At 34.9% G+C, this 26,937-nt stretch carries 27 protein-coding genes; 25 read left to right on the top strand and 2 right to left on the bottom strand.

Annotation, left to right across the window (positions count from 1 at the left end; translation table 11 throughout):
• Positions 1 to 6: 6 nt before the first annotated feature.
• The 5 genes from rpsM to rplQ are packed head-to-tail and all read left to right on the top strand — an operon-like array spanning position 7 to position 2,971.
• Entirely contained in the window at positions 7 to 384 is a 378-nt protein-coding gene (gene rpsM, locus ATE47_RS14965) for a 30S ribosomal protein S13 (protein ID WP_027381318.1), read from the top strand.
• 12 nt (positions 385 to 396) lie between these two features.
• On the top strand, positions 397 to 786 hold the full coding sequence (gene rpsK / locus ATE47_RS14960; RefSeq protein ID WP_062162714.1) for a 30S ribosomal protein S11: 390 nt from the start codon (positions 397 to 399) through the stop codon (positions 784 to 786).
• Between the two features lie 19 nt (positions 787 to 805).
• Positions 806 to 1,414, top strand: coding sequence for a 30S ribosomal protein S4 (gene rpsD, locus ATE47_RS14955; protein WP_062162713.1), 609 nt, complete (start codon positions 806 to 808; stop codon positions 1,412 to 1,414).
• A 33-nt stretch (positions 1,415 to 1,447) separates the two neighbouring features.
• Entirely contained in the window at positions 1,448 to 2,443 is a 996-nt protein-coding gene (locus tag ATE47_RS14950; RefSeq protein WP_062162712.1) for a DNA-directed RNA polymerase subunit alpha, read from the top strand.
• Between the two features lie 6 nt (positions 2,444 to 2,449).
• The gene (rplQ, locus tag ATE47_RS14945) at positions 2,450 to 2,971 is read left to right on the top strand and encodes a 50S ribosomal protein L17 (protein WP_062162711.1); all 522 of its coding nucleotides are present in this window, start codon (positions 2,450 to 2,452) and stop codon (positions 2,969 to 2,971) included.
• Between the two features lie 53 nt (positions 2,972 to 3,024).
• On the opposite strand, the gene ATE47_RS14940 is transcribed toward rplQ, so the two are convergent.
• Entirely contained in the window at positions 3,025 to 3,447 is a 423-nt protein-coding gene (locus tag ATE47_RS14940) for a hypothetical protein (protein WP_062162710.1), read from the bottom strand.
• Positions 3,448 to 3,514: 67 nt separating this feature from the next.
• Between ATE47_RS14940 and ATE47_RS14935 the strand changes: the two genes are divergently transcribed.
• From ATE47_RS14935 to ATE47_RS14925, 3 genes are all read left to right on the top strand, one after another.
• Positions 3,515 to 5,365 (top strand): glycoside hydrolase family 35 protein, encoded by a 1,851-nt coding sequence (locus ATE47_RS14935; protein WP_062162709.1) that lies wholly within the window; start codon positions 3,515 to 3,517, stop codon positions 5,363 to 5,365.
• Positions 5,366 to 5,524: 159 nt separating this feature from the next.
• Positions 5,525 to 6,157, top strand: a complete 633-nt coding sequence (locus ATE47_RS14930) for a response regulator transcription factor (RefSeq protein ID WP_062162708.1) — start codon at positions 5,525 to 5,527, stop codon at positions 6,155 to 6,157.
• A 6-nt stretch (positions 6,158 to 6,163) separates the two neighbouring features.
• Positions 6,164 to 6,844, top strand: a complete 681-nt coding sequence (locus ATE47_RS14925) for a hypothetical protein (RefSeq protein WP_062162707.1) — start codon at positions 6,164 to 6,166, stop codon at positions 6,842 to 6,844.
• A 403-nt stretch (positions 6,845 to 7,247) separates the two neighbouring features.
• Here ATE47_RS14925 and ATE47_RS19280 read toward each other — a convergent pair whose 3' ends face one another.
• Positions 7,248 to 7,424 carry a hypothetical protein gene (locus tag ATE47_RS19280; protein ID WP_181898067.1) on the bottom strand — a complete coding sequence of 59 codons (177 nt, stop codon included), beginning with the start codon at positions 7,422 to 7,424 and terminating at the stop codon, positions 7,248 to 7,250.
• A 56-nt stretch (positions 7,425 to 7,480) separates the two neighbouring features.
• Here ATE47_RS19280 and ATE47_RS14915 point away from each other — a divergent pair, with 56 nt between their 5' ends.
• From ATE47_RS14915 to ATE47_RS14835, 17 genes are all read left to right on the top strand, one after another.
• Positions 7,481 to 8,269, top strand: a complete 789-nt coding sequence (locus tag ATE47_RS14915; protein ID WP_062162705.1) for a sensor histidine kinase — start codon at positions 7,481 to 7,483, stop codon at positions 8,267 to 8,269.
• Between the two features lie 148 nt (positions 8,270 to 8,417).
• On the top strand, positions 8,418 to 9,398 hold the full coding sequence (locus ATE47_RS14910) for a hypothetical protein (RefSeq protein WP_062162704.1): 981 nt from the start codon (positions 8,418 to 8,420) through the stop codon (positions 9,396 to 9,398).
• Positions 9,399 to 9,408: 10 nt separating this feature from the next.
• Positions 9,409 to 10,101 (top strand): YEATS-associated helix-containing protein, encoded by a 693-nt coding sequence (locus tag ATE47_RS14905; RefSeq protein WP_062162703.1) that lies wholly within the window; start codon positions 9,409 to 9,411, stop codon positions 10,099 to 10,101.
• A 182-nt stretch (positions 10,102 to 10,283) separates the two neighbouring features.
• On the top strand, positions 10,284 to 11,576 hold the full coding sequence (eno, locus tag ATE47_RS14900) for a phosphopyruvate hydratase (RefSeq protein ID WP_062162702.1): 1,293 nt from the start codon (positions 10,284 to 10,286) through the stop codon (positions 11,574 to 11,576).
• 82 nt (positions 11,577 to 11,658) lie between these two features.
• On the top strand, positions 11,659 to 12,945 hold the full coding sequence (locus ATE47_RS14895) for a citrate synthase (RefSeq protein WP_062162701.1): 1,287 nt from the start codon (positions 11,659 to 11,661) through the stop codon (positions 12,943 to 12,945).
• Between the two features lie 407 nt (positions 12,946 to 13,352).
• Entirely contained in the window at positions 13,353 to 14,903 is a 1,551-nt protein-coding gene (locus ATE47_RS14890) for a hypothetical protein (RefSeq protein ID WP_062162700.1), read from the top strand.
• Positions 14,904 to 14,952: 49 nt separating this feature from the next.
• A complete protein-coding gene (locus tag ATE47_RS14885) occupies positions 14,953 to 15,888 on the top strand; it encodes a peroxiredoxin family protein (protein WP_062162699.1) in 936 nt (311 codons plus the stop codon).
• A 412-nt stretch (positions 15,889 to 16,300) separates the two neighbouring features.
• A complete protein-coding gene (locus ATE47_RS14880; protein WP_062162698.1) occupies positions 16,301 to 18,556 on the top strand; it encodes a chitin binding peritrophin-A domain-containing protein in 2,256 nt (751 codons plus the stop codon).
• A gap of 499 nt (positions 18,557 to 19,055) precedes the next feature.
• Positions 19,056 to 19,973, top strand: a complete 918-nt coding sequence (locus tag ATE47_RS14875; protein WP_062162697.1) for a dimethylarginine dimethylaminohydrolase family protein — start codon at positions 19,056 to 19,058, stop codon at positions 19,971 to 19,973.
• Positions 19,974 to 19,975: 2 nt separating this feature from the next.
• Positions 19,976 to 20,644, top strand: coding sequence for a CPBP family intramembrane glutamic endopeptidase (locus ATE47_RS14870; RefSeq protein WP_062162696.1), 669 nt, complete (start codon positions 19,976 to 19,978; stop codon positions 20,642 to 20,644).
• Between the two features lie 12 nt (positions 20,645 to 20,656).
• Positions 20,657 to 21,580: a citrulline utilization hydrolase CtlX gene (ctlX, locus tag ATE47_RS14865; protein WP_062162695.1), complete on the top strand. Its 924-nt coding sequence runs from the start codon at positions 20,657 to 20,659 to the stop codon at positions 21,578 to 21,580.
• Positions 21,581 to 21,602: 22 nt separating this feature from the next.
• Positions 21,603 to 21,962, top strand: a complete 360-nt coding sequence (locus tag ATE47_RS14860; protein ID WP_062162694.1) for an S-adenosylmethionine decarboxylase family protein — start codon at positions 21,603 to 21,605, stop codon at positions 21,960 to 21,962.
• Positions 21,963 to 21,964: 2 nt separating this feature from the next.
• Complete coding sequence (locus ATE47_RS14855; RefSeq protein ID WP_062162693.1) at positions 21,965 to 23,434, top strand: DUF4178 domain-containing protein; 1,470 nt, start codon at positions 21,965 to 21,967, stop codon at positions 23,432 to 23,434.
• 3 nt (positions 23,435 to 23,437) lie between these two features.
• On the top strand, positions 23,438 to 23,632 hold the full coding sequence (locus ATE47_RS14850; RefSeq protein WP_228376283.1) for a hypothetical protein: 195 nt from the start codon (positions 23,438 to 23,440) through the stop codon (positions 23,630 to 23,632).
• 11 nt (positions 23,633 to 23,643) lie between these two features.
• Complete coding sequence (locus ATE47_RS14845; protein WP_062162692.1) at positions 23,644 to 23,859, top strand: DUF350 domain-containing protein; 216 nt, start codon at positions 23,644 to 23,646, stop codon at positions 23,857 to 23,859.
• Positions 23,852 to 25,366 carry a polyamine aminopropyltransferase gene (locus tag ATE47_RS14840; RefSeq protein WP_062162691.1) on the top strand — a complete coding sequence of 505 codons (1,515 nt, stop codon included), beginning with the start codon at positions 23,852 to 23,854 and terminating at the stop codon, positions 25,364 to 25,366. Before ATE47_RS14845 ends, ATE47_RS14840 begins: the two co-directional genes overlap by 8 nt.
• A 19-nt stretch (positions 25,367 to 25,385) precedes the next feature.
• Positions 25,386 to 26,924: an NAD(P)/FAD-dependent oxidoreductase gene (locus ATE47_RS14835; protein WP_228376282.1), complete on the top strand. Its 1,539-nt coding sequence runs from the start codon at positions 25,386 to 25,388 to the stop codon at positions 26,922 to 26,924.
• Positions 26,925 to 26,937 lie beyond the last annotated feature (13 nt).

Here is a 26,937-nt window from a genome sequence, read left to right as displayed (position 1 = left end):
TAAATTATGGCGAGAATTTCAGGTATTGATTTACCAAAAAACAAAAGAGGTGTTATCGGTTTAACTTACATCTACGGAATTGGAAGAAGTACTTCTTCAGAAATCCTTAAAGCTGCCGGTATCAGCGAAGACAAGAAAGTCAACGAATGGAATGACGATGAATTGGCTGCAATCAGAAATTATATCTCAGAAAACATCAAAGTAGAAGGAGAATTAAGATCTGAAGTGCAATTGAACATCAAGAGATTGATGGACATAGGATGCCAACGAGGAATACGTCACAGACTAGGATTACCTTTAAGAGGCCAGAGAACGAAAAACAACTCTAGAACCCGTAAAGGAAAGAGAAAAACAGTTGCTAACAAGAAAAAAGCAAGTAAATAATCGTTAGGAATTATGGCAAAACAAAGTAAAGTAGTTAAAAAAAGAAAAGTAAAAGTTGAAGCTATTGGTGAAGCGCATATTCAGGCTTCTTTCAATAACATCATCATTTCTTTAACAAATAAAAACGGAGAGGTTATCTCTTGGGCTTCTGCCGGTAAAATGGGTTTCAGAGGTTCTAAAAAGAATACTCCATTTGCTGCTCAAATGGCAGCTGAAAATTGCTCTAACGTAGCTCATGAAGCTGGATTAAGAAGAGTAAAGGTGTTTGTGAAAGGTCCGGGTGCAGGTAGAGAATCTGCAATCAGATCCATCCACAATTCAGGAATTGAAGTTAGCGAAATCATTGATGTGACTCCTATGCCGCACAATGGATGTAGACCACCAAAAAGAAGAAGAGTTTAATTTTTAGAATTTACCCATTATGGCAAGATATATTGGACCTAAGACTAAGATTGCTAGAAAGTTTGGTGCTGCAATCTACGGAGATGACAAAAACTTCGAGAAAAGAAAAAACCAACCGCCAGGACAACACGGTCCTAATAAAAGAAGAGGTGCTAAAAAATCAGAATACGCAGTTCAGCTAATGGAAAAGCAAAAAGCTAAATATACTTATGGTATTTTAGAAAGACAATTTGCTAACCTATTCGAAAAAGCACACAGAAGTAAAGGTGTAACAGGTGAAGTTCTATTACAACTTTGCGAATCTAGATTGGATAATGTAGTATACAGATTAGGTTTTGCTAAAACAAGATCTGCTGCTAGACAATTGGTTTCTCACAGACACATCACTGTGAACGGAGAACTGGTGAACATTCCATCTTATTTGCTTAAAGCTGGTGATGTAATCGCTGTAAGAGAAAAATCTAAGTCTCTTGAAGTTGTTACTGATGCATTAGCTTCTAAAGCAAATTATGAGTGGTTACAATTCAACGATGAGAAGAAAGAAGGTACTTTCGTTTCTGCACCTGAGAGAATCCAAATCCCGGAAGACATCAAGGAACAGCTTATCGTCGAACTTTACTCTAAATAATTTTTTAATCAAATTTTTGCTCAACCCAATAATATGGCAATTTTACAATTCATAAAACCCGATAAAGTAATTTTACTTAACTCTGATGAATTTAGAGGTCAATTTGAATTCAGACCACTAGAACCAGGTTTCGGGCTTACAATCGGTAATGCTTTGAGAAGAGTGTTGCTTTCTTCTCTGGAAGGTTATGCTATTTCATCTATCAAAATAGAAGGTGTAGAGCACGAATTTTCAACTATTCCAGGAGTAATAGAAGATGTTACCGAAATTATTCTTAACCTTAAGCAGGTAAGACTAAAGGCCACGGCAGAAAACCAGTCTAATGAGCAGGTTGTTGCTAAGGTTTCGGGTCAAACGGTTATTACTGCTGGTGATTTAGGGAAGTCTGTCAACGGATTCGAGGTGCTAAACCCGGATTTGGTGATCTGCAACCTAAATAGTGATGTAACTTTCGAAATTACTTTCAATATAGAAAAAGGAAGAGGGTATGTTCCTTCTGAACAAAATAAGTCAAACAATGCACCTGTAGGTACTATTGCGATTGACTCTATTTTCACGCCAATTAAGAAAGTACAATACAGCATTGAAAATTATCGTGTAGAGCAAAAAACAGACTACGAAAAACTTGTATTAGATATTGAAACTGATGGTTCCATCAGTCCTCAAAATGCTTTAACAGAAGCTTCTAAGATATTAATTTATCACTTCATGTTGTTCTCTGATGAGAGAATCACTCTTGAAACTGAAGCTGTAAAAGCATCTATCCAATACGATGAAGAAACTCTTCATACAAGACAATTACTTAAGTCTAAATTAGCAGATATGGATCTTTCCGTAAGAGCCCTAAACTGTCTGAAAGCAGCTGAAGTAGAAACTCTTGGAGAATTGGTTTCTTACAGTAAGTCTGATTTGATGAAATTCAGAAATTTTGGTAAAAAATCTTTGACAGAACTAGAAGAATTAGTGCATTCAAAAGGTCTTAACTTCGGTTTCGACGTTGCAAAATATAAGTTAGACGCTGATAAATAATTAATAATGAGACACGGTAAAAAATTCAATCACTTAGGAAGAACGGCTTCTCACAGAAGTGCTTTACTTTCTAATATGGCTTGTTCTCTAATTGAGCATAAAAGAATCAACACTACTGTTGCTAAAGCAAAAGCTTTAAGAGTATATGTTGAACCTCTATTGACAAAGGCAAAAGAAGATACTACACACAATAGAAGAATTGTTTTTTCATATCTTCAAAGTAAAGAGGCGGTTACTGAGCTTTTCAGATCAGTAGCTCCTAAAATCGCTGAAAGAAACGGTGGTTACACAAGAATCATCAAAACAGGATTCAGACCAGGTGATGCTGCTGATATGGCTCTTATCGAGCTTGTTGATTTCAACGAACTTTACAATCCTAATGCCGAAGAGAAAAAAGCTACAAGAAGAAGCAGAAGATCAACAGCAGCTAAAACAGCTGTAGTTGCAGAAGCTCCTAAAGTAGAAGAAAAAGTAGAAGAGCCTAAGGCTGAAGCTGCTGATTCTGCTGAGGAAAAAACTGAGGAATAATATTCATTCAGATAAATAAAAAACCGTTCAGATTCTGAACGGTTTTTTTATGTTTAAATTTTTGTTTTTACAAGTTCAATAATATTATTTCCCTGGTCTAAAATAAGGCTGTCACCTTTTACAGTCGCTTTCATATCCATTTTTTCATAAGTTGTTTCGTTGCCTTTAGCTTCTACTTTATTAAGGATAAAAGTCTTATTGTTGCTTCTTACGCTCATTGTTTTTTCTTCGTAATTGAAGACAACCTTTACCAGACTTCCATCGGTAGCTTTATAAACGTAATCTGTTTTCAGATATTTTTTTCCATTAACATCTGTTTCATAGTGAATTGTGGAGTCTATTTCCCCGTTATCTGCTAAAACAGCTCCGTTATCGTTTGATTTTAATACACTTTTATTTCCACTTTCAGTTGATTTTTTGCAGCTGATTACTGATAATACCAGAATGGAATTCAGTATGATAAGGCTTTTTTTCATGATTATTTCAGTTTAAGAATGAGCTCAAATTTATTCATTATTTTTACAAAAATCATGCCTTATCACGATGAAAAAAATTATTAAAAATTTATTACCTGTTATTTTTCTACTGTCTTTTAATTTTGTGTTTTCTCAAAAAGGAAATTTCAAAATTGATAATGGGAATTTTCTATTAAACGGCAAGCCATTCACCATTCATTCCGGTGAGATGCACTATCCCAGAATACCTTCACAATATTGGAAGCATCGTTTGCAAATGATGAAAGCAATGGGGCTGAATACTGTGGCCACTTATGTTTTCTGGAACTATCACGAAGAATCTCCTGGAAAATGGAACTTTTCGGGTGAGAAAGATTTGAAAAAATTTATAAAAACTGCTCAAGAGGTAGGCTTATATGTCATTGTGCGTCCGGGACCTTATGTTTGTGCAGAGTGGGAATTCGGTGGCTATCCGTGGTGGCTGCAGAAGGATAAAAGTTTAGAAATAAGAACTGATAACATGGCTTTTCTTGAGCAGTGTGAGAAGTATATAAGTCAGTTGGCAAAACAAATTGTCCCGCTACAGATTAATAATGGCGGACCAATCATTATGGTACAGGCAGAGAATGAATTTGGGTCTTATGTTGATCAAAGGAAAGATATTTCATTAGCACAGCACAGAAAATACAGCCACAAAATAAAAGATATGCTTTTACGTCACGGTATTTCTGTTCCTTTATTTACCTCAGATGCTACTATCTATTTCGAAGGGGGAAATATCGATGGAGCTTTACCCACGGCCAATGGGGAGAGTGATATTGCTGTTCTCAAAAAAGCAGTTAACCAATATAATAAAGGGAAAGGTCCCTATATGGTTGCCGAATATTACCCCGGATGGCTAGATCATTGGGCAGAACCTTTCGTAAAAGTAACGACGGAGGATGTGGTAAAGCAAGCTGAGATTTATGTTAAAAACGGAATTTCATTTAATTATTATATGATTCATGGGGGAACAAATTTTGGGTTCACAAGCGGGGCGAATTATGACAAAAATTTTGATATCCAACCGGATATTACAAGCTATGACTATGATGCACCGATTAACGAAGCAGGCTGGGCAACGCCAAAATATAATGCTTTAAGAAATATTTTTCAGAAAATTAATCAAAATAAACCTCCTGATGTTCCAAAACCAATGAAGGTTATCACCATTCCTGAGGTGAAATTTTCCAAAACAAATTCCTTATTTGATTTGATAAATAATAGAAAGCCGGTTGTCAATAATCAGCCCATGACTTTTGAGGATTTGAATATCGGAAACGGATATGTTTTATACAGGAGAAAATTCGATAAAACCCACAAAGGTAAGCTTGAAGTAAAAGGACTGAGAGATTACGCCAATGTCTATGTGAACGAGCAATGGATAGGTGAGCTTAACAGGATTAATAAAAAATACGACCTCGAAATTGAAATAAAAGCCGGCGACAGACTGGAAATTTTAGTGGAAAATATGGGAAGGATCAATTACGGTTCGGAGATCGTCAATAATTTAAAAGGAATTATCAGTCCTATAAAAATTGATGGAAATGAAGTTACTGGAAGCTGGGAAATGTTTCCTTTGACTTTTAATACTTTTCCTCAACATGATTATAAAGTAAAAAATATTGCTGTAAATACTCCCGTGATTCAGGAAGCAGAATTCAATCTTCAAGAAACCGGAGATACTTTTTTGGATATGAGGGAATTTGGAAAAGGAATCGTTTTTGTGAATGGCAAAAATTTGGGTAGATATTGGAAAGTAGGCCCACAACAGACCTTATATCTTCCTGGTGTATGGCTGAAAAAAGGGAAAAATGTGATACAGATTTTTGATCAGATTAAAAATAATATATCCATTAAAAGTCTCGATCATCCTATTTTAGATCAGATTGTCAAATGATTTGATAACTTTCTTTAAAAGAATCATTTTGGAATAAAAAAATAGTTAATTTTAGTAAAATTTAAAAATAACTCAACCATGAACTCAAAACTTAAAATTACACAAAGGTGTAATTGATTTTACTTTGTTTTCTGTTGAAATTTGTTCCAAATAAAAAGCATGAGCATTTCCATAGCCATAGTAGAAGACGAAAAAAACTACAACAACGCGTTGAAGAAAATTATCGATTATCAAAGCGACATGAAAGTTGTTGCTCAATTTTTTGATGGGAATGAAGCTTTGAAAAATCTTTCTGACATTTCTCCGGATGTAGTAATGATGGATATTCAGCTGCAGGATATGCTGGGAATAGAGATCATCGAAAAGCTGAAAAAGGAAATGCCAAAAACACAATTTATCATGTGTACAAGCTTTGAAGACGACGAAAAGATCTTCAATTCACTCAAAGCGGGAGCTACAGGCTATCTTATAAAAGGCGAAAGTATGGATAAAATTCTTTCTTCCATTCGGGATGTCTATAATGGCGGTGCACCGATGAGCTTTTCTATTGCCAGAAAAGTTCTGGGGCATTTTGAAAGAAAATTGCCGGAAACAAATGGCTTGGATGAACTCACAGACCGCGAAAAAGAAGTTCTGAATCTTTTATCAGAAGGTCTTCTCTACAAGGAAATCGGTGATAAAATATTCATCAGTATCGACACTGTTAAAAAGCATGTCGGAAATATCTACAGAAAGCTTCAGGTAAATAATAAAGTTGAAGCCATCAATAAACTTAACCATTTTAAAAACTAAGAAACCATGGAAACTAAAAATCATCTACTGCAGATTGACGAAATTTTAATGAACAAAAGGCTTTCCGGTAAACAGCTGGAATGCACTTATAACAGAGCAGGACAAATTTTAAATATTGAGAAAGATTTTAAAATAAATTCAAAAATGTTTAAGAATTATGACATGAAATTTGAATTTATGCATTTTCTTTTTATTGATAGGAGATCTTTATGGAGATTCCCTGTATCCATCGAAGATTTCGGGCACGATCTATACTTTTTGATTATTGATTGTAATGATTCTCAACTATCAGATACAGCTTTTAAAAATGGCGAAGTATTTTGTGTTGACAACCAGGGAAAAATGATCAATATTTCTTTTGCGGAAAGGCTCTACACAACTCTGAAAGACGATTTTTTTAAAGGAGTGGGTAATAATATAAGAACTAATACTGTTGCAAATGTTACCGAGTACGTAAGTTTTGATGAAGAAATTTTTAATAGATTTAAAAAAGAGCTGAGCGATAATGGTGATATGGAAGTAAAATTAATTCAAATTAATGAAAATTGCAGCTTCCCTGAAGATAATAATGAGGTGTCGACTCATTTTTCAAGATCAGAAAATCAAAACCGGTTTTCCCTTGCTTTTCAGCAAGATCCTATTGGCGGAAATGAGAATTTTTATGACATAGGAAACATGCAGCCGTAATGTATACAGCCTTACAATTAGCTTATTTGCTGGTTTTATTCCTTGTTACGTCTTATTCGATTTTCTTATGCACAAAGAACGGAAGGAAGCAGCAGGAATCCTTATGCATTTATCTGAGCATTACATTTTGTTTGGAATTTCTGATGTATATATTTCAGATCTATTTCAAAAGCAGTGCGGATTTTGGATTTCTGTACAATTTGTATATTCTTTTTTGTGGAATTTTTTTCCTGATTTATTTTAATAAAAATCAGGATAAGATATTAAAGAGAATAAATACTGTAGTTTTTTCTATTTTTTCTCTGATTTATATCTTTTTTATTTTTAAAAATTACAGAGAAGTTAATCAGGTGATAGCAATTTCATTTGCGCTTATTTATATTCTTTACAGCTTAATCTGGTTTTACGGAAAAATAAAAAATCCAAACCTAAACAGCATTACAAATGATCCGAAATTCTGGGTTTCCTGCGGATTGTTGTTCTGGGGAGTGTTTTTTATATTAAGGATAATACCGAGATATTTTTTCGACGAAGTGGATGATGAAGTATTAATAACTTCCCAGTCATTTTTCTTTGTCATTAATATAATTCTCTATTCACTGTTTTTTGCTTCATTAAGGAAATATAATTTGAATAATGGATGAAGATAATTTAAACGAAATAAAATTAACCTACATTATTATTACAATTGTGATGACGTTTTTTATTGGCTTCATCATTTTTGTTGTGCTCATGTACAATAGAAAACAACTGCTTTATTTAAAAGAAAAACAGCTCAAAGAAGCAGAACATCAAAATCAGCTTCTCCAAAAAGAGCTGGAAAAGCAAAAATCCATAGAACATGAGCGTGAAAGAATTTCCCACGATATGCATGATGACCTTGGAGCAGGAATTTCTGCATTAAAGCTTCAGGCAGAGTTTTTAAAACAAAAAGCTGAAGACGGAGAGTTGAAAAACGATATCGATGAACTTTTGAAAACCTCCGAAGAAATGAATCTCTCCATGAGGGAAATGCTTTGGAGTTTACATTCCGGGAATGATACGTTGGGAAGTTTTGTAGATTATTCCAGCATTTATGCACAGAGTTTTCTTAAAAAAACCAAAATCAAGCTTAGCATAGAAACTGAAAATGTAATTCCGGAAACTATAATCTCTACGGAACAAAGAAGAAATTTGTTTTTATGTTTAAAAGAAGCCTTAAATAATGCTTACAAACACAGTCAGGCAGATCAACTAAAACTTTCGTTTATACAGGAAAATGAAAACTTCATAATGAATATCTCTGACAACGGAATCGGGATTGATCAGAAGAAACCGGCCGGAAATGGGCTCAGAAATATGAAAAGGCGAATGCACGAACAAAACGGGCAATGTGAAATAGCAACCGAAAGCGGAACACATCTTCTTTTCAGGATAAATTTATAATTAATTAAGAATAAAATAACGGCAGCATCATTTTTAATGGTGCTGTTTTGTATTTAGAATCACCCTTTTGTGTAATTGACAGGCTTGTTTTTTAATAGGAAATTTGAATCATAAACTAATCAACATTTAATCATTAAAATCTAAAGTCATGAACACAGAAGAATTAATTAAAAAACTTACGGAAGAGTTTGATTCAGAATTAAAAGCTCTTACCAACCAAATTTCAAAAGAAATCTCCAACATGGAAGATGACAGCGAAATTTTGCAGGACAATCAGTCATTATTTAAAATTAAAAATGGGAATTATCAGTATAATTTCGAGTGGAAAAAAGTAATTTTTAATCTTCCGGTTCCGCAGTTTACCATGAAAAACCAAAAATGGTCGTTTGATATTCCGGAAGTTACCATGCACCTGAAGGAAATCTGCTTCGACTGGCCTAAGACAAAAATGATAAACAAAAAAGTGGGCGAAAAACCTGAAGTTACCTGTGGCTGGAAAATGAAAAAAATGATAATAGGAAAGACAAAAATATGGCAATGCAAAACGAAAATGACACCCATTATTATTTCCGTTCCTGAAGTTACCATGGAAACAAAATGTATGTCTACAAAAATTCCTGAAATAACGATGAAAACAAAAGAAGTAAGTCTGGATATTCCCGAAGTAACGGTAGTTTCAAAAGAAATTTCTTTTAATACTTTGGTGATTACCAGTATCAATTATCAGGAAAGTGAAGAAAATATCGGGAACAGCAATCAGGAAATTACCCAAATTCAACAAAAAATAAATGATCTCACAGTTTCTTACGAAGATAAGATGAAGTATATGCAGGTAAGTATTATCAATGAAAAATTTGATCAGGCACAAAGTGATATTCTGGGAAGTGTAGATGTTGATAAGAAAAATCTGGAGAAAAGCATAGAAGATTCTAAAGCTACAATAAGTGAGCTGAAGAATAATGGTGCGGCAGAACATCTTAAAATCGAGGAAGAAAAGCTGAATAAACTGATTGGTGATCTTCAAAGAATTCTGGAGCCTTACGAAAATCTGTTGAGACAAATTGATGAGCAAAGAAAACAGGCATTGGAACAGGTAGCATTGCAGGATTCGGAAATGGTAACCGCATAAAGCATCAGCCATGAAAACAGAAATATACATTCTCCTGACGATTATTGTCGTTTGCGGAATCATTGGCGGACTTGGAAGCTCCCTGAGAGAAGTAAAAACCGGAGGCGGAAAATCTGTAGTAAGAAATATAGCACTGGGAATTTTAGCATCCATCACAGTTCCTCTTTTTCTGAATCTTGTTTCCAGTGATATACTGAAGCAGGTTTTAGAACCGTCAAAAAATGGAGTTTCTCATGACCTTAATTATTTCATCTTTTCAGGGTTTTGCATTATTGCTGCCTACTCGTCCATTCAATATCTTAATCTGATTTCGAGCAGGGTAGTTCAGAATTTAAAAGAAGATTATGCCGTTCTGAAACTGGAAAATCAGAAGATGAAGGAAGAGCTGGACAGGATCAATGTCGTTCAGAAAACCGCTTTGGTTTACGATGAAAATACAGAGATTGACAGCCTGAAAAAATCTGCTATCATTAAAGACGATGAAACCCAGGAAGTCATGAAAACCATCTACAATCCGGAAAAGAAATTCACGCCGCTGGAAAAAGTGCTGAGCAATATAACTTCCATCAACAATCAGGAAGTGGAAAAGAAAATTGAAGAGCTTAAAGACAATCATCTCCTTAAAGAAATCCAGCTTGGGGATGGCACAAGAGCCGTTGCATTATCCGAAGGGGCGGAAGATTTTATCCTAAACGGGAAATAATATTTCAATATTTCATTTAATTCTCCAAAATATACTAAAATTTTGGAGAATTTCTGTTTTATTAATAAATATTAAAGTGTACTTTTTCATCAGTTTAGTTTTTTCATTAAATTTGTAGCTCAAGTATAATTATTAATAATAAACAACTGGATGCAATTGCAGATAGTTTAAAACAAAAAATTATGAGTTACATTTCTTACATTGAAGCGAGACAAATTTTAGATTCTAGAGGAAATCCTACAGTTGAAGTAGATGTATTCACGGAGAATGGTGCAATGGGACGTGCTGCGGTACCTTCTGGAGCTTCTACGGGAGAGCATGAAGCGGTGGAGCTGCGTGATGGCGGTTCAGAATATATGGGGAAAGGTGTTCTTAAAGCTGTTGAGAATGTAAGAGAAGTAATTGCCCCTGAATTGGTAGGTCTTCCGGTTTTTGACCAGAACTTGATCGACCAGATTATGATTGATCTTGACGGAACCAACAATAAAGGAAGCTTAGGCGCCAATGCAATTCTAGGTGTTTCTTTGGCGGCAGCTAAAGCAGCAGCAACGGAATTGAAGATGCCTTTATATAAATATGTAGGTGGTGTTAATGCAAATACACTTCCTGTTCCAATGATGAACGTAATCAACGGAGGTTCTCACTCAGATGCCCCGATCGCGTTCCAGGAATTCATGATTATGCCGGTAAAAGCAGATTCTTTCTCTCATGCATTGAGAAAAGGAACGGAAATTTTCCATAGCCTGAAATCTATTCTTCATTCAAGAGGTTTGTCTACGGCGGTAGGTGACGAAGGTGGTTTTGCACCAACTTTCAAAGGTACTGAAGATGCTTTGGATACGTTACTTCAAGCCATCGAAAAAGCAGGGTACAAGCCGGGAGACGATATTATGCTGGCTCTTGACTGTGCCGCTTCCGAATTCTATAAAGACGGAGTGTATGATTACAGAAAATTCCAGACTGCGGATGCCGCTCAGTTCTCAAGCAGCGAGCAGGTTTCTTATTTAGCGGAATTGGCAGCTAAATATCCTATCATTTCTATCGAAGACGGTATGCAGGAAAACGATTGGGAAGGTTGGAAAATGTTAACTGATAAAATCGGTGACAGAGTGCAGCTGGTAGGTGACGATTTATTCGTAACGAATGTTGAAAGATTAGCAAGAGGAGTAAAAGAGGGAATCGCCAACTCAATCCTTGTAAAAGTAAACCAGATCGGTTCTCTTTCTGAAACAATGGCTGCTGTACAAATGGCTCAGCACAACAAATTCACTTCAGTAATGTCTCACAGATCCGGAGAAACAGAAGATTCTACAATCGCTGACTTAGCGGTAGCAATGAACTGCGGACAGATCAAAACAGGATCAGCTTCAAGATCAGACAGAATGGCGAAATACAACCAGCTTTTGAGAATCGAAGAAGCACTTGGTGAAACTGCAATTTTCCCAGGATTAGAAGCATTTAAAGTAAAAAGATAATTGAATTTATAAATAACGGCAAGCGATAATTTTTGTTTGCCGTATTTTGTAATAAGTAGTATATTTAGAAAAAAAATAAATAATGTCAGACAACAAAGTAATATTGAATTACAATGGTAATTCATATGAATATCCAATCGTGGATAGTACTATCGGAGACAGAGGAATCGATATTTCAAAATTAAGAGACCAGACAGGTCTTATTACCTTAGATTTAGGTTACAAAAACACCGGAGCTACACTTAGCGACATCACTTACTTAGACGGAGACAAAGGAGAATTATTCTACAGAGGATATCCAATCGAGCAAATCGCTGAAAAATCCAACTTTACGGAAGTAATGTACCTTTTACTTCATGGTGACTTACCAACTCAAGATCAATTCAATACCTTTAACGGTAATATCAAAAAATATAATTTCGTAGCAGAAGAAATGAAAAAGCTTATTGATGCTTTCCCTCGTTCTGCTCACCCTATGGGAGTTTTATCTTCTTTAACTTCCGCTTTGACGGCCTTCAATCCTAAAGCTGTAAATGTAAATTCTAAAGAAGAAATGGACCTTGCTGCAGAATTGATGATTGCTAAATTCTCTCATCTTTGCGCATGGACGTACAGAAAAACTCAGGGATTACCTCTTAACCATGGAGATAATAGCCTTAACTACGTAGAAAACTTCTACAAAATGGCGTTCAGAATGCCAAACCAGGAATTCGAAATGAACCCTGTTGTAGTAGAAGCTTTAGATAAATTATTAATCCTTCACGCGGATCATGAGCAAAACTGTTCTACATCTACTGTAAGAATGGTAGGCTCTGCCCATACAGGTCTTTTTGCTTCTATTTCGGCAGGTGTTTCTGCACTTTGGGGTCCACTTCATGGTGGTGCAAACCAGGCAGTGATCGAAATGCTGGAATTGATTGAAAAAGATGGTGGAGATGTAAACAAATGGGTAGCAAAAGCTAAAGATAAGAACGATAATTTCCGTCTAATGGGCTTCGGACACAGAGTTTACAAAAACTTCGATCCAAGGGCAAAAATTATCAAAAAAGCTGCTGATGATATCCTTAACGCATTAGGAATTCAGGATAAAGCGCTGGATATTGCAATGCAGTTGGAAAAAGTAGCTCTTGAAGACGAATACTTCGTAGAAAGAAAACTATACCCGAACGTAGACTTCTACTCAGGTATTATCTACAGAGCATTAGGTATTCCTACAGAAATGTTCACCGTAATGTTCGCATTAGGAAGACTTCCTGGATGGATCTCTCAATGGAAAGAAATGAGATTGAAAGGAGACCCAATTGGAAGACCAAGACAGGTTTATCAAGGTGCTCAGCAAAGAGACTATATTGATATGGTAAACAGATAATACATATTAATTTAATTATATAAATCCCAAGGTTTTACTTTGGGATTTTTTTTGCAATGAATTCCGGAGATTGCTGAAAGTTTTAAATATTTTAAATCCATTTGTCTAATTAAAAAATTATCATTTTTTGATAATTACTTTTCATAATAGATTTAAGTTTCGTAATTAGCTGCAAATTGTTTATTTTTTTCATTATTTTTAAATTTATCTATTAAATAATATTTATATTTAACTTAATTATTTGAAAATAGAAATAACTTAATACTGTCTGCTGGTTTTAATATAATTGATTGGTTATCAGGCGTGTGATTGAATGTGTAGTATTATGCATTTTTGAGTGTGGGCTTTTAAGGTTCTGCTAATCAATTGTATTCTTGGTTCTTTAAAAAACACCTATTCACACACGAATGAAAAAAAATTACAATTTATCTATCTTTGCCACACCAATTATTGAAATGGATATGCGTAAACTATTAAAAGATGCTTTCTTTTTAATTGTTCTTTTTATTTTTTCCGGTAATCTATACTCCCAAAAAGAACATAAAAAAGAAATCGACAGCCTCACCAGGTCGATTGAGCAGAATTACATAGATGGTAGGTTTAATCAGCATATTCTTCTTAAAAATATTACGGAACTCTATTATCTCTCCAAAGAAAACGGATTTGCAAAAGAACAGCTTTTCTCTATTTTTGAGGAAGCCAAAATATATTTTATCAACGGAAACCTTATTAAATCTCTTTCTAAAATAAAAGAAGGGATTTATCTGGCGGAAAAACAGAAAGACAATAATATGCTTTGCCATTTCCTGTTGCTTTATCAGCGGCTGGTCTTGGAGCTGGATCATCTTAATCTGTCGAAAAAAGTATTGGCTCAGGCAGAAAAATACAATATGTCGGTGCCCTCGGAAGCGGACCGTAATGTAAATGAAATATGGATTCTCCTGGCAAAAGCGGATTTGCTTGCTTACAGTGAAGAAAAAGTAGATCAGGTAAAAGTTGTTAATTTAAAGAAACAAGCGTATCAGCTCACGAAAAATATTCCTCAAGCCAATACATTCAAAAAGCTCTCGGAAATTTTTTCCCTGTTATCCCTCACCTGGTCGCAAACCTTTTTGCCAAATATTGATGAAGCCGAAAAAAATGAAGCCATTATAGATGGATACCTTAAAAACTACCCAAGTGAAGCATTAATTATCCTGAACCTGATGATAAAGGGTAAGATTGCAAACACAAAAAAGAATTATCCTTTAGCGATAGAATATTATAATCAAGCCATTGAAAAATCTAAAAAAACGGATAATTTCCCAAGATTATTCAAAATATATCCATTGCTTTCAGATTCTTATGAAGGATTAAAAGATTATGAAAAAGCAACGTATTATTCCAATGAGTTTAAGCAGTTGGTTGATAGTGTGGATGTTATAAAGAAGAAGTCAGGGGATCTTGGTTCTATTAGCGAGATCAATTCGGAAATTTTAGATAAAAAAACTGGACCTAATTATAGATATATATTTTCAGGCCTGGCAATTTTAATAGTTTTAGGTGTAGTAGGTGTATTTATTTACCGAAAACGGAGTAAAGATTTTTCTCAAAATATTGACAAGCCCGATACAGAAAGCATTTTATCTGGTGAGCAGCAAGAAAAATATTCTTACAGCGAATCCAAAAAAACAAAAGAGCTGATACATCTTGCGAAGGAAGATATAAATGCCTTTTATATTGAATTTCAGAAGGTTTATCCTACTTTTTATAAATCACTTCAGGAGCAGTATCCTGAGCTTAATATTTCTGATATTAATTTCTGCTCATTAATTAAAATGAATTTTGGGATTAAAGAAATTTCACAATATACCAATTCCAGCATAAGAGCGGCGGAAGCAAGAAGATATCGGATCAATAAAAAAATGAACCTGAAAAGTCAAAATGAATTGTATATTATTTTATCCATGATTAGTTAAAAAATCACATTTCTAAATTGTTCGAAAGTATCATTTAAATTATAAAAGCATGATTTTGTTGAAAAAAATATCTGTTACAGTATTTCTTTTAGGAATATTTTTAGTGGTAAAAGCTCAATCTGAAAAGCTGGATGCCGTTTCCAAGAAGCAGGACCAGATTATTACAGATTTTACTTCTGCAAAGGAAAAATTAAAAGGCCTGTCAGAAAATGATGCAAGTTATTCTCTTTTTAAGCAGGAAGCAGAAAAGAAAGCCAAGGATTTTACCACTTACGTTGCGACAGAATTGGATTGGAGTACGCTTTACACCTCAGAATATTGGAGCCGTGTAATTAATTTATGGACAGAAGCTTATACTCAGGTTTTAAAAAATCCTTACCTTTTTTTGGAACATTTTACCAAAATTACAGAGAAAATTAAAGATAAAAACGTCTATTCGGCTTTTGCAAAAGAAACGGCGTATTCCCTTATACAGCAGGATAAGGAGCATTTGGTAAGTTTTATATCGCCTATTGTGACCGGTTCCGGGAAAGTAGATCACTATGAAGGGGTTTTAAAGGCTTATATAAAAGCTGCTGTAGGAACTCAGGCTCCAGACATTATTCTTAATGAGAACGGTAAAACTTCGGTTTTGAAATCGTCTGAGCTGGCTGGAAGTCAATACAATAAAACACTGCTCATATTTTATTTATCCGAATGTGGACCTTGCGCCGAAATGATGCGCCAGATGCCAAACTATTACCCTGAAATTGAAAAAAGAAAAATACGGATTATTGCCATTTCGGGAGATGCAAATGAAAATACTTTCAGGGAATATTCAAAAAGTTTCTTATGGAAAGATACTTATCTGGAGCCACAGGGAATGAAGGGGATCAATTTTAAAAATTATGCCGTTCCAGGCACTCCGACACTGGTTTTAATTGATAAGCAAGGGAAAATTGTTTTACGCCCTGATGAGCTCCCTGAGATTTTCAAAACAGATTAGTCATAAAATATCTTTATTGATAAGCAAACGCCATTTATAAGGATTTCTTTTGTGTAAGCCTTTATAATAGATTAGTTTAAACAACAAATCATCTGCATATTCTTGCAGTTTCTGATTTTTAATCACAGCATAAACCTGAAATTCTTTTTTTCAGGTTTATGGTCATACACAAATATTCACAAAAATTTTATTTGACGAAAAAAATTACACATTAAATCACATTTTACAAAATAAATTATTGATTTTTAGTGAATTGCATTTTTAAAGTGAAAATGCAGTAGCTTTTTTATTTGTCCTTCATTCTAACTTTGCCCTCCGGAATTCCACGAAATTATATATGCAGCTTGTTGCATGATACGATTCTAAAAACACTAAGGCAAACAACAAAAGAAAAAACAACAAAACTTAAGGAATGAAAAATAATATTATACTATTATCAGCGATCCTTCTTTCAGGATTGGCTTCCGCCCAGATAGGGGTTAATTCTCCCGATCCTAAAGCTACTTTAGACATCACTGCAAAAAGCTCCACAGGAACTTCAAGAGCAATAGATGGTTTACTTATTCCCAGAGTAGACAGGCAGAGGGCCCAAAACATGACCAATATACCGGTATCTACTTTAATTTATGTAAATGATATCACTACCGGGACACAATCCGATATTGCTGTTGCAATTGATTATCCTGGATATTATTATTTTGACGGAACGCTTTGGATCAAATTGAATCCTAATATTTCCGGAATAGATCAGGATAATAATATCTATAATACGGATGGTACACTAGATACGAACCGTCTTGTAGAACAGAATGATAAAACTTTGGCGTTTACAGGAACTGCGGTGAACGCATTTTCTGTTGATGGAAGTACACTTTCCGTTGACGCAGCGAATAATAGAGTTGGTATTGGTACTTTAGCTCCTAATTCATTATTTCAGGTAGTAGGAGGTGAAGCAAGAATAGGAGGGCCAAGCGACCAGACAGGAACTTTAGCAGATCCTATTTTAAGAATCCATTCCAATGCAAATAAAGAGGGAGCAGGAGGTGCTTTATGGTTTAATGAAAATAATACCGGCTATGGCTATTACTTAAAACACAATACAAGCGGTGGAACGACCAATGGTAAAGATGGTTTGTCTATTGGTACTAAAGGAAATGTTTCTTATAATCCTGCTAGGCCGGGTATATTTATATCTGATTATCAGGAAATAGGCTTTGGTACTTCAACGCCTCAGCAAATATTTCATATTGATGCTGCCAAGGATAATGATATTTTTAAAGTGCCTACTGCAGACCAGCAAAAAAATGATGTGGTTATGACCAAAGAAGGGAGCATGGGTATTGGAATTACGGAACCTAACGAAAGTGCTATTCTAGACTTGTCAACAACCGACAAAGGCTTTCTTCCTCCAAGACTTACAACAGCTCAGAGAGATTTAATTAAAACTAAAACAGCAGGATTGATGGTTTATAATATTACCACCAATTGCCTTGAGTTCTGGAATGCTTCTAAATGGGTATCCACTTGTGCTGCAGTTGCTCCAATAGTAGGTACGGTAAGTCAGTTAGTATGTAGCAATCCTGTAAATAGCGGAACTTTGACGGCGGGGACAGCAGCTTCAATTACCTCAAAGATTTCTTATATAGGAGGTAACGGGGGTGCTCATGATGGACAAACCGTAAGCTCTACAGGAGTAACAGGCTTAACTGCTACTTTGAATCCTGCAAATTTCACCAATGGAGACGGAGAGCTTACTTATTTTATAACAGGAACTCCCTCAGCTTCAGGTACTGCCGTTTTTGCATTATTTGTAGGAGGAAAAGGTTGTAACTTATCAATACCAGTGTCTGCTAAAGCAGCAGTAGTGTCAGATATATTATGTGGTACACCTACCAATAATGGAACTTTAACTGGTGGTGTAGCGGCTTCCGGAGTATCATCAGTTATTTCTTATACAGGAGGTAACGGAGGTGCTTATGAGGCCCAAACCGTAGCGTCTACAGGTGTGACAGGCTTAACGGCTAATTTATTAAAAGGAAACGTAAATAACGGAACAGGTGGATTTTTCACTTTTAATATTACGGGAACTCCTAGTTCAGCAGGAACTGCCAATTTTGCAATCACCATAGGAGGAAAAAGCTGTACTTTCTCAAGAACAGTAAATGCACCTGCCGGTACTGTTGGTAACTTAAATTGTGGCGGAACAGTACTTAATGGGACATTAAAAAATAATACAGTAGTTGCTCCAGGGGTTACTTTATCGATTCCTTATACAGGTGGAAACGGAGGTTCTTATGCCAATCAGTCTATACCTTCTACAGGAGTACCGGGATTAGTGGCAACATTAGTCGCAAATAACTTTAATGTAGGATCGGGCACACTTGTATATAATATTACAGGAACTCCTCTTGGGGAAGGTACTGCATACTTTGATATTAACATTGGTGGAAGATCATGTCCGGCAGTAGCTGTTACGGTAAATGTATTACAGGAATCAGATATTAGCTGTCCTGCTGGATCGAATGATGTATATCCATATCCTAACGTTAATACTAAATACATAAGATGTATAACGCTTAGTGGTGGTGCAACATACAAATACATCTACACATGTCCTACGGGATCACTGTATATTCCTAGCGCCAAAAAGTGTGTATTACAGCCATAAAAACCATATTCCTACAATTAGGTTTTTAATCTAGTGTTTGTGTTTTAAGGGCAGGAAGTTTTGTAGTTCCTATATTCCTGTCCTTTTTTTTAAGCTAAACCTGATGTCTAATTTGTAGATAATATGACAAACTTTCATAGTTATATTTTGTAGCAGAGAGAAGTTCCATCCCTTGTCTCTGCTGCTTTTCTTGATGAAGAAAAAATTAAAACATAGAAATGCAATATAAGGGGGGAAATGTTATTTTCATTTCTGTGTTTTGGCCAAAGATATATATGTCTTTGGCTTTTATTTTTGGTGGCTGTCATAAGTTCCAAATAAATTATCTATAGAATTGCCTTATTTAAGCGAATGCCTGTTTTGGTGTACCAATGTACTTAAGTAATAAACTGCAATAAAAAGGTTTTACAGAATAATATTAAAATCTAAGTCTAAAAACAGGGCAAAAGTTTCCTAAATACAGACCTTTACTTATATTTGTAGTATTGCATAAATCTTTATGAAGCTAAATATTAAAAACGAAACGGGAAGGCTGAGGTCAGTTGTTTTAGGGCAACCCAATTCAATGGGACCGGTTCCCACACTGGAGGAAAGTTATGACGCGAAATCGTATTACTCAATCGAACACAATGTCTATCCTAAAGAAGAGGATATTATTAATGAGATGAATGCCTTTGAAGCGGTTTTGAAAAAATATGACGTAGAAGTTCTCCGTCCGAGTATTATTAAAGATTATAACCAGGTTTTTGCGCGGGATGTAGCTTTCGTGATCGATGATAAAATGATCATTTCCAATGTAATTGCAGACAGGGCGGATGAGCAGGAAGCTTACAAAAAAGTTTTTGAAAAAGTTGCATGGAGAAAAATTATCAACCTGCCGGAAACGGCTCATATTGAGGGTGGAGACGTGATTGTCTGGGACGATTTTCTGTTTATCGGAACTTGTTTCAGTGAAGATTACAGAAGTTATAAAACAGCAAGAACCAACGAATATGCCATCGAAATTCTTAAAGAATATTTTCCTAAAAAAAGAATTATCGATCTGGAATTAAAGAAAAACGACAAGATTCCCTACGAAGGAATTTTGCATTTGGATTGCACATTCAACCCGGTGGGTAAAGATAAATGTATTATTTATAGAAACGGATTTGTGGATGAAAGTGATTATCGTTTGATCATCGATATTTTTGGGGAAGAAAATTGTTTCCACGTTACAGACGAAGAAATGTTTGAAATGTTCCCGAATATTTTTTCCATTTCACCGGAGGTTGTAGTCTCAGACAAAAGTTTCACAAGAATGAACAACCATTTAAGAAACGAATGGGGAATGACGGTGGAAGAAATCCCGTACAGAGAAATTTCTAAAATGGGAGGCTTGTTAAGATGTTCTACAATGCCTTTGATAAGAGATAACTGATAATGGATTGGAAGGTTTTACTTAATAATAAATGGATTGCGATGTTGCTTTTAGCAATAGCTTTTGCATTGATTTACAATCCTTTCACAAAATTCCCTTATACTTTTTGTATAATTATTGCGGTAATACTTCTATTCACATATTTACAGGATAAAAATCTTAAAAGTTTAAATTTTAAAAAGATTGGTTTCTCTGAAATCAAAATAATTATTATTTGTTACTTGACTTTAGAGCTTTCAATGGATTTTATTTTTCAGCCTTTGGTAAGTAGGATTTTTAATGAACCGGCAGATTATTCATCATTTAAAATCTTAGAAGGAAATCCTAAGATGTACCTCAAATGGCTTTTCAATATGTGGATAAGCGCGGCAATTGGAGAAGAACTTTTGTTTCGTGGTTTTGCTTTTTCACAGCTGAAAAGAGTTTTTGGTGAAAAGAAAATTTTATTGGTTGTTCTAAGTGCAATATTATTTTCTTTGCCTCACTTATATCAGGGAATTTCCGGCTTGGTGATGACTTTTTTATTCGGCCTGACCTTTGGATTTATCTATTTAAAATTCAAAAATATCTGGATTAATATAATTATTCATGGGTTAATTGATACGGTTTTTCTCACTTTAAGCTATTATGGATTGACGGATTTTTATTCCGGATTTAATATCATTTTTTAAAATTCAAAAATTATGCAGACAACAGATACAGTTTTAATGATAGAGCCGATTGCTTTCGGTTACAACGCAGAAACAGCAGAAAACAACTATTTTCAGGTTGAGCAAAAAGGCACAGATATTCAGTCAAAAGCATTGGCAGAGTTCAATACTTTCGTTGGAAAACTTAGAAATAAAGGGATCAATGTGATTACTATTAAAGATACATTAGACCCACATACTCCGGATTCAATCTTCCCAAATAACTGGGTAAGCTTTCATAATGATGGAAAAGTGGTTTTATATCCTATGTTCGCGTCAAACAGGAGAGTGGAGAGGAGGGATGATATTATTGAGAGCATCAAGAATCAGGGATTTGAGGTGTCTGAAGTTGATGACTGGTCTTTTCCGGAAATTCACGGGCATTTTCTGGAAGGGACGGGAAGTATGATTTTCGACCACGATAATAAAATTGCGTATGGCTCTGTTTCTTTGAGGTTGGATGAAAAACTGTTCAGGGATTTTTGTGAAAAATATGGCTTTACACCTATTGTTTTCCATTCATTCCAAACAGTGGGGACAGAAAGGCTTCCGATTTATCATACCAACGTAATGATGTGCGTGGCCGACAAATTTGTAGTAATCTGCCTCGATTGTATTGATAACGACCTTGAAAGAAATAAAGTCATTGAAACCATCAAAAATTCAGGGAAGGAAATCATAGAAATTTCAGAAGAACAAATGCAGAAATTTGCAGGAAATATGCTTCAGGTTCAAAATAAAGATGGTGAAAAGTTTCTTGTAATGAGCGAAACTGCCTATAAATCTTTAAATGAAAATCAAATTTCTGCGATAGAAAAATATTGTGAAATCATTTATTCAGATTTAAATACGATTGAAGTAAATGGAGGCGGAAGCGCACGTTGCATGCTGGCTGAGGTTTTCTTGCCGAAAAAATAATATATTTGCGAAAAATATTTAATTGAACCCATTATCAAGCAAAGGTTTACATATTCTTCTGACTTTGGAAACAGAGTCAGAAGATTTGTTATTGGACAGCAAAAGTTTTCTGAGTTTTATTGAGGAAATTTTAGCCACAAAAGATGTGGAAATCGTTGGTGTGACTGACCATGTTTTTGAAAATCATAGTTTTACGTCTGCTGTTTGCCTGAAAGAATCACATTTATGCATCCATACCTGGCCGGAATTTAAGCAGTTGACTTTTGATGTTTTCCTTTGCAATTATATGCAGGATAACACAGAAAAAGTAGAAAAAATTGCAGATGAGGTTATAGGATATTTTAATGCCGAAATTATTCAAAAACACAAAATTTATAGATAAAAATGCATTACACTTGTCCCTTATGTAAGACTGAGAATAAGATTGATGCTGATTTTAACATCGTAGAATATGTTTGCAGATCATGTTCAAATCTTATTGACATCAGCAAAAATACATCAACAAAAGTTGTGAAAAAACCGATCGAAAGTGTAGTGCTGGAAATCGGTCAAAAAGGAATTATCAATGAGGTTGAATATAGTGTTGCAGGAATTATCATCAGGAAATACGGTTCTGATATTTTTTGGAGAGAATATTATTTGAAAGATTATAAAGGAAACAATGCTTTTCTGAGCGAAAGCGATGGGCATTGGGTTTTTCTGAAATCTATTCATAAAGAAGACGTAAAGAGAAAATCCTGGAATAGTTTGGTAGTAGAATTTCATCTGCTGAATTATCGTAGGTACGAAACCACGGAATGTCATATTCATTCTGCTGCCGGTTTTTTTGAAGACGCTCTGGATTTCGGGCTTTCCACTTACAAAGAATATGTGAACGGAACCCAAATGATTTCTGAGGAAAAATCAAATGGTGAAACTCAATACTTTTTTGGGCAGCATATTTCAAAATATAAGGTTAAAAAAGCTTTTAAAATTCAAAATCTTCCCAATTACACAGGAATCGGGATTGTTCAGCCTTATTATGTGAATGTTAAGCAGATGATCAATATTTTTTGTGTTGCAGCGCTTTTGATTTGCCTCTTGCAGCTTTATGTTTACACAACAAGAACGAATTATCCTGTTTTCGAACAAAAAATAAAGTTTGAGGATGTAAAAAACAAAGAGATGGTAAGCAAAAGCTTTACACTTTCAGGAGGATCTGCTCCGTTGAAGGTGAAAGTATATTCCGGAGTTGATAATTCCTGGGCAAATGTTCAGCTAAGCCTTGTTAATGAATCCACAAACGAAATAGTTTACACCTCAAAAGATATTGAGCAATATCACGGAGTTGAAGGCGGGGAAAGCTGGTCTGAAGGAAATACAACAGAAGAATTCAATCTTTGCGGAGTTTCTTCAGGGAAATATCATTTCTTGATTTCTGCGGAAAGACAGGAACCATTATTTTCAAATGATTCAAGTTCTGCAAGTGTTTCTGAGGGAGGTGTTACCATAACAAAAGATCCTTCAGGATTTATTAATGTAGTGAATAGCAATACACAGGAATCTGTTTCCTTCGGAGATCTTAAAACATTGGAAAACGACCAGTCATCATTTGGAAGCTTAATAAGAAAGACATTTGAGGGGAAGAATTTAGATTCACTTTTAAATGTAAAGCCTTTACCGGCAACGCCCGAACCAGCCACAGATACAAACTCTGTAGATATTAAAGCAACCTGGCTCCCCGTATCATTCTGGAATTTTACAATTGTTTTAATTCTGATGACTGTGTTGGTCATTGGTTGCTATTGGGGAAGACATCTTTTCAATGTTTCAAAATGGAAAAACAGTTCAAATTCACCTTATCCTCAATCATAAATTATGGCAAAATTGATTAATTATATCAGAGAAAATTGGTTTCTATGCTTGATGGGAGGATTATTCCTGAGCTGGTTTGTGTATCTTACCTACGCAGGAAATCAGGTGTGCGACTGTGCAAAAACTGAAACTTACAGAGACGGAACCACAAGACGCCATTCTACGGGAGTGGGCTATTACCGATATTATCACAAATAAAATATAAAATTATGGATCAAATAAATTTTTTACCAATAATCAACTCAATTATTTATTCGTTTTTAGGAATAGGAATTTTGCTTGTCTGCTATCTAATTATTGAAAAAATAACGCCGGAAAAAACATGGCATGAGATCGCTCAGAATAAGAATGTAGCAATAGCAATCATTTTCGGAGCCTTTATCATTGGGATCTCAATTATCATAAGCGCGGCAATTCATGGATAAGAAGAGGATTCCTCTCGAATTTTTATTGTTGTTTTCGGTATTTGTCATCGCTACTTGCGGACTGATTTACGAATTGGTGGCGGGAGCCTTGGCGAGTTACCTTTTGGGAGATTCTGTGAAGCAGTTTTCTTTCATCATCGGCGTTTACCTTTTTTCGATGGGAGTAGGCTCTTACTTTGCGAAGTTTATCAAGGGAAATCTTATTGATAAGTTTGTAGAGATAGAAGTTCTCGTAGGAATTGTTGGGGGTATAAGTTCCGTTTGTTTATTTATTTTATTTAATACGCTGGCTCATTTCGAGGCTGTTTTATATTTATTTGTCTTTTTTACAGGCTGTCTTGTCGGTGTGGAAATTCCTTTATTGATGAATATCTTGAAAGATAGAGTTCAGTTTAAAGATTTGGTTTCCAATGTCTTTGCATTCGATTATATCGGAGCTTTATTGGCCTCAATATTATTTCCATTAGTTTTAATTCCACACTTGGGAATTGTAAAAACACCCTTATTTTTTGGGTTAATTAATATTTCGATCGCTATTTTTTTATGTTTTTATCTTAAAAAAGAACTGTCAAAACCACTTTCATTAAAAGTAAAATCAATCGGAGCCTTCGTTTTTCTTTTGGCGCTTTTCATTTTTTCGGATAAAATTTTATCATTTTCAGAAGAGAAATTATACGGTGAAAATGTAGTCTATACTAAAAGTTCACCTTATCAGAGAATTGTTTTGACGAGGAATAACCGTGAGTTTAGGTTATATTTAAACAACAATTTACAGTTTTCCTCCACCGATGAATATCGTTACCATGAAGCATTGGTTCATCCCGCAATGTCGATGGCGAAAAATATCGATCATGTTCTAATTCTCGGTGGTGGAGATGGTTTTGCTGCCCGAGAGGTTTTAAAGTATAAAGAAGTTAAAAATGTCACGCTTGTAGATTTGGACGGAGAAATGACGAATTTTTTCAAAACCAATCAGACCATGCGTGAGCTGAATCAGAGTTCACTTTCAAATCCAAAAGTTAAGGTGATCAATAAAGACGCTTACATTTGGGTAAAAGAAAACAAACAAAAATATGGTGTGGTTATCATTGATTTTCCGGATCCATCCAACTACAGCTTGGGAAAATTATATTCGTTACAGTTTTATAAAGAACTGGAAAAGCTGACAAACCTTGATACAAAAATCGTTGTTCAGACAACTTCACCCTATTTTGCTCCAAAATCTTTTTGGTGTATAGAAAAGACGATCAATCAGATATTTCCCTTTACTTCGGCGTACCATACGTATGTTCCGTCTTTTGGGGAATGGGGGTTTTCGATGGGATCTTTTGAGCCGGTCAACAACAGGATTTACAGAAAAATCCCGAATTTAAAATTCTATGATTATAATTTTCCGCAATTATCCTATTTCACAAAAGATATGAAAGCGAAAGATATAGAAGTCAATCGTTTAGATAATCAAATTTTAGTGCGCTATTTTGATGAGGAGTGGGGGAAAGTACAGTAGAAAAGATTTCCTTAAAACAATGTTTTTAGGCAGTCTGATGCTTCCTTTTTTGCAATATTGCGAAAAAAAAGGAAAGTCATTGTTACTTAAAGTTACCGGAACCAATCACGTTCTAGGGCATAAGCTTTGGGCTAAAGATTTTCCGGAACCAACAGAAGAAGTTCATACAAAATATCTTATCGTTGGCGGAGGTATTTCAGGGCTTTCAGCGTGTAGATTTTTCAGTCAGAATAATGAAAATGACTATCTTTTACTGGAAATGGAAAATCGTTTGGGAGGAAATTCATCAAATGGACAAAATAAATTCACAAAATTTCCTTTGGGAGCGCATTATTTACCATTACCCAATAAAGAAAATACAGAAATCATCGACTTTTTAAAAGAATGCAAAATTTATCAGGGCGAAGATGAAAACGGTGATCCGATTTTAGATGAATATCAGATGACTTTTCCTCAGCAGGAAAGATTATTTTTTAAAAATTCATGGCAAAACGATATTGTTCCACAAAAAGGAATTTCCACGGAAACGCAGAAAGAATTTGACCGCTTTTTCAAATTGATGGATGATTTTCGCGAAAAAAAGAGTGAAGATGGAAAATATTGGTTTGCTATTCCGGTAGAAGATTCCAGTTTTGATCCGGAGGTAATCCAATTGGAAAAAATGTTGTTTAAAAGCTTTCTTACAGCAGAAAATTTTAAGTCGGAAGAGCTTCTTTGGTTACTGGATTATTCTTGTCGTGATGATTACGGGTTGGGGATTGATTACGTTTCGGCTTGGGCCGGAATCCATTATTTTGCAGGAAGAAAAAATAATTGGAGCAAAAAATATAAAGATCAGGTTTTTACCTGGCCGGAAGGCAATGCCTGGTTAGCAAAGCATTTATCAGAGTATTCAAAAGGAAAGTCTTCAACTAATCATTTAGTTTTTAATGTTAAAATCAATGATAAAGTTGAGGTCTTAAGCTTTGATAATGTTCAGAAAAAGACAAAAAAAATCATTGCTGAAAAAGTATTATTTGCGACTCCACAATTTGTAAACGAAAGGATTTTCAATAAAAAAAGAGCTGGAAACTTCAACTATGTGCCGTGGCTTTTGACGACGATTACCTTGAAAAATGAATTCGGGGGTGACGAAGAATTAGCTTGGGATAATGTGATTTATGGCTCAGACGGATTAGGTTATATTTACGATCAGCACCAGAATGTGGACCAGATTATCGGCGAAAAAGTAATCACTTATTACAGAAGTTTTTCAACGGGTGATTGTAGAAAAGCAAGAAAAAAACTATACGCTTTAAAAGAAGAACAGCTGAAAAATTTAGTATTGGAAGATTTAAAGAAAGCTCATCCTCTGATCGAAGATTTTATCATAGAAATGCAGTTTCATAAAATCGGTCATGCAATGATTGCCCCCGTTCCGAATCAAATTTTTGGGAAACAGGAGGCAAAACAGCCAATTGAAGGAAAAATTTTCTTTGCACATTCAGATGTATCGGGGATTTCAATTTTTGAGGAAGCTTTTTATCAAGGACTTAGAACAGCAAAACAGATGTTATGAAATCGTTTACGAT

It is taken from the genome of Chryseobacterium sp. IHB B 17019 (genome assembly GCF_001456155.1).
In the GTDB taxonomy this organism is placed as follows: Bacteria; Bacteroidota; Bacteroidia; order Flavobacteriales; family Weeksellaceae; genus Chryseobacterium.
Note: the sequence above shows the minus strand (reverse complement) of the source record. Positions and strands in the feature narration are given on the sequence as shown.